Raw genomic sequence first — 12,834 nt, forward strand, 5'->3', positions numbered from 1 at the left:
CCTTACTTATGGATACGAACAGAAGCATTCATTCCTGGAACAATTTCAAATGACTTGTTATGATCTAAAGAAATTCTTACTGGGACAACCTGTTCCACTTTCGTATAATTTGCATTAGAATTTCCAGAAGGTAGTAAACTAAATGTATTAGCAGTAGTTAAACCAACAGACTCTACAGTTCCTGTTAATGTAGTATCCGGATATGCATCAACATACACATCAACTTCTTGGCCTTTTTTCACATCTTCAACTTGAGTCTCTTTAATATTTGCTGTAACCCAAAGATTATCTAAGTTATATGCGTAACCAAGTGTTGAACCTGCAGCAACTAATTGGTCTTTAATTGCATTTGTTTGAACAATTGTAGCGTTCGTTGGCACTGAAACCGAAACTTCATGAGCTGTGTCACCAGCAGCTTGAGGTGCAGTTAAAACTTTACCGATTGATTGGTTTGGTGAAAATGTTTTACCAAATGAACCTGACCAAGAATCAAGCTTACCAGCAGCAGGAGATGAAATAACAATTTGTTGTCCATCTATTTTTGCATTATCCGTTTTTATATAACTTGTAGATTGATCATAATAGTAATAACCGACAAATCCACCAGCAACTAATATGACTAAAGTAATTATGTTAACAAACACCATTTTCTTCATGTTCCCCATAAATAAAATCCTCCTAATTTTTAATCGTTTCTCTCTATATAGGTAACAAAAGTAAAACAACACTTTGTCGTTTTACTTCTCATAGTTTTTAATTATAATTGATTTAGAAACGTACTCAACCGTTAATAATCCTAATTTTGTTGTTTAAACAACACTTTAGTTATTCATTGTTTATTTTATTAAAGTTATTTAATAAAGGAGTTTTAAAATGTCCATAAAAAATAATCTCGACCCCCGCGTCGTTCGAACTAGACAACTTTTACAAGATGCACTAATTAATCTATTAGCTGATAATAAAGACTTCGAATCAATCAGCGTTCAAGATATCACAAAAAAGGCAAACGTTAACAGAGCAACCTTTTATAGCCACTACGAAGACAAATACCAAATGGTCCGACAAATTGTTAGAGAAAAACTTGTTGATTTAGACAAAGCAATGAAAAATGTTAATTTCAGTATGTATGACGGAAACCAGAACAATCTTGAAGAGATGACCCTGCAGTCTTACTACCATCTATTCGAACATGTCGAAAAAAACAGCTACTTCTACAAAGTCCTGCTTAGGAGACAAGGACCAAATCTATTTAGAAGAAGACTTTATGATGTACTAGCAACAGCATTCGAAACAGGCATCAAATTCATTCAACCAAAAAAGAATAAATTCCAAGTACCTAGCGACCTGCTAGTAAGTTATATTTCCGGCGCAACTCTAAGCGTAATCTCATTCTGGGTTGAAAATGACATGCCCTACTCAAAAAAACACATGGCAGAGTATTTACTAAAGATCTCAAGAAACGGAATCTTACCGACTGCAGGACTAGAAAATATTTAATAAGAAGATTGTTGAGATAACTCGTCTAAATAGTGGCTTTTGTCTTTTATTGTTCCTGAGGTTGTGAGGTTTAGTTTTGATAGGAGTCTTGAAGCGTTATAGATAGAGGGAATATGAAGAAAGTCTCTAGCTTGTTTATATTTTATCGTGTTTCCAATTAAAAAAAGATAATCAACCAATGCACCTATATGTGCCTCTTTTGATTCATGTAGGCAATAGTTGCAAATTCAATTTCCTTTATCACGCTCCATAGTGAACTGACTACAATTAGTACAAATTACTCCAGTAAGAAGTTCAGCACTACTAATATTGTACTTGTCTAATATATTTTGATCTAAAAGCTGGTGTTGTTTTATTAATAGTTTAGCCAACTTCCTTATTTCTTTTTGTGTATAAAGATCTGTTTTAAATTTTAACTCTAGTTCTTCAACCTTTTTATAAAGTAACTCTGAGTGAAAAACTTTTTTAGCAATCTCACTTTGATTTATAGACGCTTTTATTATCGTTTTTGGATTGCTTACAACAACATAAGATAATTTCTATTTACGATGTCCCCTTCTTACATCAAAATCAACACTACTTAACCACAAGCATACAAAAACACCACAACAAAAAAAGAGCCGCAAAAGGGCTCTTTTTCAAATTACTTATATTGTGCTACGTTTAAACGGTTCATTGCTTTGTGCAAAGCAAGTTCAGCGCGTTTGATGTCTGTGTCAGGACGTCTTTCTTGTAGACGTTTTTCTGCACGTTTTTTTGCTTCTACTGCACGCTCAACATCGATTTCAGTTGATGCTTCAGCAGATTGAGCCAATATTGTAACGGCTTCAGGTCGAATTTCAATGAATCCGCCACTAACTGCAACGTGATCTGTTCCAGTTGGTGTTTTTACTTTAACAGGTGCTGTTGCTAGCGGTGCCACAGTTGAAATGTGTCCAGGTAAAATACCTAGCTCACCGCTAGTTGCTTTCGTGCTAACGAATTCTGTTTCGCCTTCATAAGCCGGTCCATTAGGAGTGACGATACTGACTTTCATTGTCTTCATAGTGAACTCCTCCTGTCTAGCTTCGTGAGCTAATCAAGTTCATTCAAATAAATGATGAACAAGCCTTTCGATTAGACAATTATTATACTAATGTTTTTGCTTTTTCTACTACTTCTTCAATGCGTCCAACTAAACGGAATGCATCTTCTGGAAGAGTATCGTATTTACCTTCTAAGATCTCTTTGAATCCACTAACAGTTTCTTTAACTGGCACGTAAGAACCTTTTTGTCCTGTGAATTGCTCAGCAACGTGGAAGTTTTGAGATAAGAAGAATTGAATACGACGAGCACGAGCTACGACTAATTTATCTTCTTCTGATAACTCATCCATACCTAAGATTGCGATGATATCTTGAAGTTCTCTATAACGTTGTAAAGTTGATTGTACTTGACGAGCTACTTCATAGTGCTCTTCACCAACGATTTCTGGGTTTAATGCACGAGATGTAGATGCTAATGGATCTACCGCTGGGTAAATACCCATCTCAGATAAACGACGCTCTAAGTTTGTTGTTGCATCTAAGTGAGCGAACGCTGTAGCTGGTGCTGGATCCGTATAGTCATCGGCAGGAACGTAAATCGCTTGAATCGAAGTTACAGAACCTTTGTTTGTTGAAGTGATACGCTCTTGTAATTGACCCATTTCAGTAGCAAGAGTTGGTTGGTAACCTACCGCAGAAGGCATACGACCTAATAGGGCAGAAACCTCAGAACCTGCTTGAGTGAAACGGAAGATGTTATCGATGAAGAATAACACGTCTTGTCCTTGCTCATCACGGAAATATTCAGCCATTGTTAAACCAGTTAAGGCAACACGTTGACGTGCACCAGGTGGTTCGTTCATTTGTCCGAATACCATCGCTGTTTTCTTGATAACGCCAGAATCGCTCATTTCATGGTATAAGTCGTTACCTTCACGAGTACGCTCACCTACACCAGCGAATACTGAGATACCGCCGTGCTCTTGTGCGATGTTGTTAATTAATTCTTGAATTAATACAGTTTTACCTACACCTGCACCACCGAATAGACCGATTTTACCACCTTTGATATAAGGAGCTAATAAGTCTACTACTTTGATACCAGTTTCAAGGATTTCTACTTTTGTAGTTAATTCTTCAAATTTAGGTGCTTGACGGTGAATTGGGTCACGACGTACGTCTTCTCCAAGTTCTTCGTTTAAGTCAATGTTGTCACCTAATACATTGAATACGCGTCCTAATGTAGCGTCACCAACTGGAACCGAAATTGGTTTACCTGTGTTAACTGCTTCCATTCCACGTACTAATCCATCAGTTGAAGCCATTGCAACTGTACGAACAGTATCGTCACCTAAGTGAAGAGCAACTTCTAATGTTAAATCAATGTTTACTTCGTTTGCGTCGCCCGCTTCTTTACGAACACGTAACGCATTATATATTTGTGGTAATTGGCCGTTTTCGAACTTTACGTCTACAACCGGTCCTAATACCTGAGTAATAATACCATTGCTCATCGCTTTTCCTCCTAGCATTGTTTCATTAAAAGCCGATCAATTTATATAGCCGTCGTAAGCAGATTAGCCAAGTGCTGCTGCTCCACCGACGATTTCAGTAATTTCTTGTGTAATTGCTGCTTGACGCGCACGGTTATAGTGAAGAGTAAGCTTACTAATAACTTCTTTCGCGTTATCAGTTGCACTTTTCATCGCTGTCATACGTGAAGCGTGTTCACTAGCCTTACTGTCTAATAATGCACCAAAGATTAAGCTTTCTGCATATTGAGGCAGTAAAACTTCTAAGATTTCATCATCAGATGGTTCAAATTCGTAATTAGTTGTTGCCTTACCTGTGTCAATATCTGTTAAAGGTAATAGCTTTTTCTCAGAAACCTCTTGAGAAATTTTACTTACGAAATGGTTATATGATAAGTAAAGCTCATCAAAAATGCCGTCAGTGTACATTTGAACTGTACGATTAGCAAATTTTTGAATATCATCGAATGAAGGTTGATCTGGAATTCCAAGAACCTCTTCAACGATTGGGTAACCTAAACGCTTAAAGTAGTCACGTCCAACTCGACCTAGTACAATAATTGCAAATTCATCATTCGATTTATGGCGATCTTTAATTGTATTAGTTACCGCACGTAATACGTTACTATTAAATGCACCAGCTAAACCACGGTCAGAAGTGATGACAATGTAACCAGTCTTTTTAACTGGACGAGTTACTAGCATCGGATGTCTACTGTTTACACCTTTTGCCACGCTACCAACTACCTCTTGCATTTTGTCCATGTAAGGAACAAATTGCTTTGAGTTTTGTTCAGCACGGTTTAATTTCGCAGCAGAAACCATCTCCATCGCTTTTGTGATTTGGCTTGTCTTTTTTGTTGAATTAATTTTTGTTTTTATATCGCGTAATGATGCCACAGGTTTTCACCACCTTTTGGTAAACAGTTAAATGAAGGACGAGCTAGAGCCCGATCCTTCAAATCCAGATATTTAAATCGCCTTCTTATTTAGAAGCAATAAAGTTCTTTTTAAAGCTTGTGATTGCAGCGTCAAGGTCAGCTTCGTTTGGTAATTTACCAGTATCACGAATAGCATCTAAAAGACCTTTAGCGTTAACGTCCATCCAAGCTAACATTTCTTCTTCAAAACGAGTAATGTCTTCAACTGCTACGCTGTCTAAGTGACCACGTGTTAGTGCATATAAAGAAGTTACTTGTTTTTCTACTTTTAAAGGTTTGTGTAAACCTTGTTTAAGGATTTCAACTGTACGAGCACCACGGTTAAGTTTAGCTTGAGTTGCTTTATCTAAGTCAGAACCGAACGCAGCAAATGCTTCAAGCTCACGGAATGACGCTAAGTCAAGACGTAGCGTACCTGCTACTGATTTCATCGCCTTAGTTTGCGCTGAACCACCAACACGTGATACAGAAAGACCTGCATTGATCGCTGGACGTACGCCAGAGAAGAATAAGTCAGACTGTAAGAAGATTTGTCCGTCAGTAATTGAGATTACGTTTGTTGGAATATAAGCTGAGATATCACCAGCTTGAGTTTCGATGAATGGTAATGCAGTTAATGAACCGCCACCTAACTCATCATTTAACTTAGCTGCACGCTCTAATAAGCGAGAGTGTAAGTAGAATACATCCCCTGGATATGCTTCACGACCTGGAGGACGTTTTAATAGTAATGAAAGCTCACGGTAAGCTACCGCTTGTTTTGATAAATCATCGTATACTACTAATACGTGTTTACCATTGTACATAAACTCTTCACCCATAGTTACACCAGCGAAAGGAGCTAAGTATAACATTGGAGCTGGAGATGAAGCAGGTGCAGTTACAACGATTGTGTAATCTAAAGCGCCATGCTTACGTAAAGTTTCAACAAGTCCACGAACTGTTGATTCTTTTTGACCGATTGCAACATAGATACAGATCATGTTTTGGTCAGCTTGGTTAAGGATAGTATCGATTGCAACAGCTGTTTTACCAGTTTGACGGTCACCGATGATTAACTCACGTTGTCCACGTCCGATTGGTACAAGAGCGTCGATCGCTTTGATACCTGTTTGTAATGGCTCATGTACTGATTTACGTGCCATTACGCCAGGAGCAGCGTTTTCGATTGGACGAGATTTTGTCGTTTCGATTGGGCCTAAACCATCAACTGGTTGACCTAATGAGTTAACAACACGTCCTACTAATGCTTCACCAACTGGTACTTGCATGATGCGTCCAGTACGACGAACTTCGTCGCCTTCTTTAATGCCTGTGTAAGGTCCTAAGATGATAATACCTACGTTGTTTTCTTCTAAGTTTTGTGCTAGTCCCATAACGCCGTTAGAGAACTCAACTAGCTCTCCAGACATACATTGGTCAAGACCATGAGCACGAGCGATACCGTCACCAACTTGGATAACTGTACCAACATCACTAACTTCTATTTCAGTTTGGTAATTTTCGATTTGCTTTTTAATCAGCGCACTGATTTCTTCAGCTTTGATGCTCATGCATTTCACCCCTATCTACAAACTATTTTGCGATTAATTCACGTTCGATTCGAACAAGTTTATTTTTTAAGCTGCCGTCAAAAATACGGTTTCCAACACGCACTTTGTAACCACCGATTAATGATGGGTCAATTTCGTTTTTCACACGTATTGAATTTTTACCTAATTTAGAAGCGAATAACGCTCCAATTTTCTCTAGTTCTTCAGAAGACAATGCCGTTACAGAGTAAACTGTTGCATCTGCAATATTACGAGTTTCATTCGCAATTTTTACATACTCAGTTACTAAATTAGAAATAGTGCTTAAGCGTTGGCGATCAACTAATAAACAAACTAGATTTAATACCGTTTCAGAAATTGAAGCAAATGTGTCATTTAAGACAGACTTTTTGCTTTCTTTTGTGATTCCAGGATGTTGTAAAAACTTATTTAATTCTAAGTTTTCTACGTATTCCTTTTTCACTACTTGTAAATCATGTTCAACAGTTTCTACTAAATTTTGTTCAGTAGCTAATTCAAAAAGAGCGTTTGCGTAGCGTTTTGCAACTAATTCGTTACTCATTTAGCTTCGCCTACTTCTTTAAGATATTGATCAAAAATAGCAGATTGGTCTTCAGACTTCACTTCTTTTTCAAGTACTTTAGAAGCAATTAATACAGATAATGAAGCAACTTGTTGTTGAACTGATTGTACTGCAAGCTCTTTTTCACGAGTAATTTCACGTTTAGCGCTTTCTTTCAAGTTTTCAGCTTCTGCTTTTGCTGCTGCAACGATTTCTTCACGTTGTACATCAGCTTGCTTTCTAGCTTTCTCAAGAAGCTCGCGAGCTTCTGTACGAGCAGCAACTAACTCTTGCTTTTGCTCTTCAACTAGTTTCATTGCATCTGCGTTGTTTTTCTCAGCTGAATCTAATTGATTAGCGATGTGATCTTCACGTTGTTTCATAATTCCCATTACAGGTCCTAATGCATACTTTTTCAGAAGAGCAAGTAAAATTAGAAATATTACTAATTGAAACACGACATTGCCCCAAGGTACACCATGTCCTGCCTCAGCTAATACGAATTGTGATCCGTTTAACACAAGCTTTCACTCCCTTCAAGGGTTGTATTTATTTATTTTTTATAACATAGCCCTAATCTCTTACCGACTTGGACTTAACTTTCAAAAGGAATCCTTCAAAACTGAGTGTCATAAAGGAATGGCGAAGTAAATGTGAACACAAACTTCGCCATTTTTTTAATAATTTGTATGATCTTAAGCTTTACCAAATGCCATGAATGCGATAACTACTGCGATGATTGGAAGTGCCTCAACTAATGCAACCCCGATGAACATTAAAGCTTGAAGAGTTGAACGTAATTCTGGTTGACGAGCAACACCTTCTACTGTACGTGATACAATTAAACCGTTACCAATACCTGCACCTAGTGCACCTAAACCTATTGCGATTGCCGCTGCTATTAAAGCCATTTTAAATTTCCTCCTTCTTAATCATAAGAAATATATTTTTTATAATAATTTTAATCTAACTACCAAATTCAAGTGAGCTGTTTAATGCTCGTCCGCCACTTTATGTGACAAGTACACCATCGTTAACATTACGAAGATAAACGCTTGGATTGAACCAACAAATACAGAGAATCCTTGCCAAACAATCATCGGTATTGCTGCCGCGATTGTCCAAATCACACCTGCACCTACACTATCCGCATATGCATGTGTACCCATTGTTGCAAGTAAACCTAATAATACTTCCCCTGCGTAAATGTTACCGTAAAGTCGAAGACCTAGCGTTAATGTGTTCGCTAATTCTTCAATAATTTTTAATGGAAACAAGAATCCCATCGGCTGGAAAAACCCTTTTCCGTAAGCCTTAAAGCCTCTCATTTTAATACCATAATAATGTGATAAACCAACTATAAAGATTGCTAATGATAAAGTAATGACTGGGTCTGATGTAGGTGATTTCCAAACTGAGCTTCCATCGATCGAGATATCGAACGGTAGACCTAACATATTTGAAACAAATATGTACATAAGTAATGTCACACCTAGTGTAAGGAAGCGACCACCAGTTTCCCAATCCATTGTACTGTTGATAAGGCCTTTAACGAAGTCAATAATCCACTCAAAAAAGTTTTGTTTTCCTGACGGACGTATTTGTAGACTTCTAGCGCATGTAACTGCGATGATAAAGACGATTACTGCAGCAATGGTTGTCATTAGAACATTTGTATACGTAAAATCTAAACCAATAAAATTAAAACCTTTAGCTTCGTGTTCCAATTTATTCACCTCTCTTCCTTGCAAAAGACGTTTGATGTATTGCAAAATGTATCATAATGACAAGATGTCCTGTCATTAGTCCCGCAGTTAGTGCCGGTATGCTCACAAAGTTTTCATACCGAAGCGCGATGACCATTGTTAGAGCCACCGCTGAAAGACAAATTACAGTACCTAAAGATCGAACTTTTTGTTGCTTTAAAACTCGGTCAAAGAAGGTATTTATCTTTCTGTGTAGAATCCATATACAATAAAAGCTAGTTACGGTTCCGAGAATATAACCTGTGAAAATCGTTTTATAGTCGGTAAAAGCCCAACCTAAAACGGATAAAGCAATAATATACAACATATCTCGTACAAAGCGTTTTAATTGTTCTTTTTGCATAACTAGTCCCCTGGTGTAAATTGTTTAACTATTTTGAGCGTGCCATAAATGCCAGTAAAAAGACCTAACAATAAAAATATGATCATAAATACTGGTACTGGCCATTTAAAAAATGAATCAATCCATCTTCCTAGAAAGATTCCGATGAGAATAGAACCGACAAGTTGAGCTAAAATTGAAGACATGAGTGTCATTGCTTTAAGAGGATGTTGATTGTTTTTTTTCATACAAAATCCCTCCATGTCAATTTTCATTCTCAAAAAATTGCCAAAAGTCTTATCATGGTTTATTCTACAACAATTGTGTCCTAAAATCTCTAAACATTGAAAACGTTCACAAATTGTTCACAAAACGTTCAAAAAATTTTAATAACATAGTATTTACATGTAATGAAAACCCTTTTAAACATTCATGTTAAGCATACAATATGTTACAAAAAAGTGTCAATTACCTAAATTAAAAAACTATTAAAAATTACTTACCAATTTTTAGTCTTCTACGTAAATCTTCGCGACATTAACGTATGATTCAGTTGCACTTTCATATTGTTTACGTTTATAGAATATTACAAACTTATAAATACCATTTTTAGGAAATTCCTTTAAAACTAATTCTTTTTTGATAATCCCCCTCTTACTATTTTTCTGTTCATCAATTACTCCTAATAAACGAAATGTTTCTGATTCGAAAACGGCGATCTTGTATTCCTCAACCTTACTTGGTAAATACAATTCATATTTGTAACGATTTTTACCTTTAACTCTTCCAAAGTGAAATCCCATTACTGACGGAAAATTTGGTTCTCCTTGTAGTAATAAAAACGGCATTCTTAACTTCTCTTCATCGTTTGTGTTAAATGTAATCGCCCCATCGTAAAAGCCATCCTTTAAAATCTTTGTATTAACTGTAGCGCTTAAAGTTATCTTTTTACTTGTGCGAGCTGGTATTGTAAAAGGCTTTGGTATTACCCATTGTATTCCAGTTGCCGGTTGATTATTTATAGTTGTAATTTGTTTTGGCGCATTTGATTTGTTTGAAATTCTTACGACAAAATCTTTCTTTACTAATCCATCTGTTTTTTTAGTTACTCCGAAAGATAGTGACATTGGAAATAAAGTCGTTTCTGTCTCTAAAGCTTTTTCTATATCTAATCTTCCAGCTCCTTGTTCGTACGCATGATACAACTTTTTATTATTCTTATATAATGGTGTTGCCGTATTAACAAGTACACTTTTTAAATCATCCATACTCCAATCAGGATGCAATTGTTTTAATAAAGCAGCTGCTCCAGCAACATGTGGACTTGCCATACTCGTTCCTTGAAGTGCTAAATAACCGCCTGGAATTGTACTTTTTATTTGTACACCCGGTGCTAACAAATCCGGCTTCATTTGCCAAGTACCAGTTACAGGTCCTCTAGAGCTAAAATCTGCTAGAACATCCACCTTTTTTTCACTTCCGCTTTTAGCTTCTACCTTGCCTTTTTCGATGATTTTTTTAATCATTAAACCATCTTTTCTTGAAATAGTAGCTGAAGGAATCGTAAGCTTTCCTTTGATTTGGCCGATGAAATTTCCATCAACATTGTTATAAACAATTACAGCCTTCGCTCCGGCATCTTGAGCATTTTTCACTTTATCAGTAAACGTAAGCTTACCTCTTTCTAATAAGACGATCTTATCTTTAACTCTTTTAAGCTCACTTTTTTCTCCATATTTTTTAAATACGAATCGGCCATTTAACCCTTTACCCCATTTAACTGAGCCAATCATAGGACTAATAATCGTTTCTTTATTTTTCACATGGATTGACGGGAAAAGTACAGGTGGATAGCTCGCACCAACTGTTAAAGCTTTTGAAGCTGTAGCGGGTGAACCAACAGTCCATAATCCTGGTCCAGAGTTACCAGCAGCAGTAATTGCTAGTACACCTTTTTCTACAGCTTTATCTAGAGCAATACTCGTAGGCCAATCCGGTCCATTTACATCATTTCCTAATGATAAATTTATAATATCTACCTTATCCTTCACTGCTCGCTCAATCGCTGCCATAACAGTCTCAGAAGTACCAACACCACCAGGACCTAGTGCACGATAAGCATAGATTGTCGCTTTTGGTGCGACGCCTTTTCTTTTCCCATTTGCTGCGATTACGCCGGCCACATGTGTACCGTGAAACGTACTCTTTTCTTCAAGCTTAGTTTCCATCGGATCCTTATCTAAGTCGATTGTGTCATATCCCCCACCGTAGTTCGATCTCAAATCTGGATGTTTGTAATCAACTCCAGTATCAATGATCCCTACTTTAACACCCTCGCCAGTAATCTTTCTTCCCCTTTTGTCCTTATAAAGCTGAGCTTCATCGGCCCCTATAAAAGGGATACTATCTTCTAAATGAGCTCTATAAATTGTTACAAAATGCATATCTTGTACTAGTGGCAACTTGGCTAACTGTGATAGCTCTTCAAGAGAACCTGACACAGAAAGACCATAATAAGTTTCAGTATATTGTTGTCTTATTTTTACATTTGGGAAGCGTTCCCCAATATATTTTAATGCTTGTGTGATCATGCCATCTTTAATTGAAATTAAGGCTACTTGTTTTTGCTCTTCATGTGCATTTACAGCATAATTTTTAAACGGTATCAGCAAAAAAACTAAACAAATCATTATTTTAAGAAAGTAATTTTTCATTCAAGTTTGGTTCTCCTTTATATAGATATTTTTCTTTTTAGCTTTCTCACTAATCGTCCAATCATGTATATAAAGGTAATTTTCTCTAGAATCTGTAAATTTTTCAAAACGAAAAAAGACTAACTCTAGGTGAAGCAATTAGCTCACCAAAGTTAGTCTTTTCTTTATGAATAATCATTAATTTTTTAATTCAGGTTGGTTAAATAAGTTAAATCTTTTATTTGTCACAAATGATTTAATTTCATGGATGACAAAATACAGTATAGCAGCACTTAAAACTACAATCCAAACTTTTGAAATCATTGCATCTTGCCAAATTCCTAAAAGCATAAAAAATGCAGGAAGAGTAATTGTAGTCCATGATTGAATCATTGCAACGATTCCTGTATAACGTTCAATTTTCTTTCCTAATACTAATCCAGCAAAGAATAAGTACCATAAATATGCCCACATAACCCATAATAGACCGTTGACAACATCATGGATCATAACAAAATTCACAAATGCCCACAGAACAGACATGATTGAAACCCAAAGAGAAAACCATCCTAAACCCGTTCCGTTAAAGTCTTTTAGGTTTGTAAATCCAACATATAAATAAGTAATACCAAAAAAGAAAATACTCGCAGTATTAAATAATTCCCATTTTCCAGCACCTAAGTGCATTAATAGGTAAAAAGGAAAAACAACCTGTATTGTACCAACAAATAAATTTAATAAAGCTGCACTTTTGGCATTCGCTTTATTTAATAAAACAAGACTATTTAAAAATAGAGTTGCGCCAGATAAAAGCAAACCTACAGTTCCCATAGTGAAATGTTAAAAAGAAAATTGTTCAAGATCAACTTTTTAACTCAACCCTCCTAGATTAAGATTAGAAAAAAAATACAAGCGCTTGATCGAAGTCAAACGCTTGAATTA

Annotated in this window: 14 protein-coding genes; 1 reads left to right on the forward strand and 13 read right to left on the reverse strand. The window is 36.4% G+C overall.

Annotated elements, in window-relative coordinates; translation table 11 throughout:
• Positions 1 to 2 precede the first annotated feature (2 nt).
• A complete protein-coding gene (locus ACFCYN_RS01235) occupies positions 3 to 647 on the reverse strand; it encodes an HlyD family secretion protein (protein WP_373604959.1) in 645 nt (214 codons plus the stop codon).
• 226 nt (positions 648 to 873) lie between these two features.
• Between ACFCYN_RS01235 and ACFCYN_RS01240 the strand changes: the two genes are divergently transcribed.
• Positions 874 to 1,497: a TetR/AcrR family transcriptional regulator gene (locus tag ACFCYN_RS01240; RefSeq protein ID WP_098118924.1), complete on the forward strand. Its 624-nt coding sequence runs from the start codon at positions 874 to 876 to the stop codon at positions 1,495 to 1,497.
• A 643-nt stretch (positions 1,498 to 2,140) separates the two neighbouring features.
• Here ACFCYN_RS01240 and ACFCYN_RS01245 read toward each other — a convergent pair.
• From ACFCYN_RS01245 to ACFCYN_RS01300, 12 genes are all read right to left on the reverse strand, one after another.
• Positions 2,141 to 2,542: a F0F1 ATP synthase subunit epsilon gene (locus ACFCYN_RS01245; protein ID WP_172446432.1), complete on the reverse strand. Its 402-nt coding sequence runs from the start codon at positions 2,540 to 2,542 to the stop codon at positions 2,141 to 2,143.
• Between the two features lie 82 nt (positions 2,543 to 2,624).
• A complete protein-coding gene (atpD, locus tag ACFCYN_RS01250; RefSeq protein WP_172446433.1) occupies positions 2,625 to 4,037 on the reverse strand; it encodes a F0F1 ATP synthase subunit beta in 1,413 nt (470 codons plus the stop codon).
• A gap of 63 nt (positions 4,038 to 4,100) precedes the next feature.
• Entirely contained in the window at positions 4,101 to 4,955 is an 855-nt protein-coding gene (locus ACFCYN_RS01255; RefSeq protein ID WP_172446434.1) for a F0F1 ATP synthase subunit gamma, read from the reverse strand.
• An 85-nt stretch (positions 4,956 to 5,040) separates the two neighbouring features.
• Positions 5,041 to 6,549 (reverse strand): F0F1 ATP synthase subunit alpha, encoded by a 1,509-nt coding sequence (gene atpA / locus ACFCYN_RS01260; RefSeq protein WP_097974902.1) that lies wholly within the window; start codon positions 6,547 to 6,549, stop codon positions 5,041 to 5,043.
• Between the two features lie 22 nt (positions 6,550 to 6,571).
• Positions 6,572 to 7,111, reverse strand: a complete 540-nt coding sequence (locus tag ACFCYN_RS01265) for a F0F1 ATP synthase subunit delta (RefSeq protein WP_098118929.1) — start codon at positions 7,109 to 7,111, stop codon at positions 6,572 to 6,574.
• Positions 7,108 to 7,632: a F0F1 ATP synthase subunit B gene (gene atpF, locus ACFCYN_RS01270; RefSeq protein WP_098170530.1), complete on the reverse strand. Its 525-nt coding sequence runs from the start codon at positions 7,630 to 7,632 to the stop codon at positions 7,108 to 7,110. Before atpF ends, ACFCYN_RS01265 begins: the two co-directional genes overlap by 4 nt.
• Before the next feature lie 174 nt (positions 7,633 to 7,806).
• Complete coding sequence (gene atpE, locus ACFCYN_RS01275; protein ID WP_098118931.1) at positions 7,807 to 8,022, reverse strand: F0F1 ATP synthase subunit C; 216 nt, start codon at positions 8,020 to 8,022, stop codon at positions 7,807 to 7,809.
• An 81-nt stretch (positions 8,023 to 8,103) separates the two neighbouring features.
• A complete protein-coding gene (gene atpB, locus ACFCYN_RS01280) occupies positions 8,104 to 8,838 on the reverse strand; it encodes a F0F1 ATP synthase subunit A (RefSeq protein ID WP_375947038.1) in 735 nt (244 codons plus the stop codon).
• Between the two features lies 1 nt (position 8,839).
• Positions 8,840 to 9,220 carry an ATP synthase subunit I gene (locus tag ACFCYN_RS01285; protein WP_098118933.1) on the reverse strand — a complete coding sequence of 127 codons (381 nt, stop codon included), beginning with the start codon at positions 9,218 to 9,220 and terminating at the stop codon, positions 8,840 to 8,842.
• A 2-nt stretch (positions 9,221 to 9,222) separates the two neighbouring features.
• The gene (locus tag ACFCYN_RS01290; protein ID WP_098118934.1) at positions 9,223 to 9,447 is read right to left on the reverse strand and encodes an AtpZ/AtpI family protein; all 225 of its coding nucleotides are present in this window, start codon (positions 9,445 to 9,447) and stop codon (positions 9,223 to 9,225) included.
• Between the two features lie 261 nt (positions 9,448 to 9,708).
• Positions 9,709 to 11,913: a S8 family serine peptidase gene (locus ACFCYN_RS01295; RefSeq protein WP_172446436.1), complete on the reverse strand. Its 2,205-nt coding sequence runs from the start codon at positions 11,911 to 11,913 to the stop codon at positions 9,709 to 9,711.
• Between the two features lie 177 nt (positions 11,914 to 12,090).
• Entirely contained in the window at positions 12,091 to 12,723 is a 633-nt protein-coding gene (locus ACFCYN_RS01300) for an AmiS/UreI family transporter (protein WP_098118936.1), read from the reverse strand.
• Between the last annotated feature and the right edge of the window lie 111 nt (positions 12,724 to 12,834).

The sequence above is a fragment of the Gottfriedia sp. NPDC056225 genome (genome assembly GCF_042267765.1).
Taxonomy (GTDB): domain Bacteria; phylum Bacillota; class Bacilli; order Bacillales; family Bacillaceae_G; genus Gottfriedia.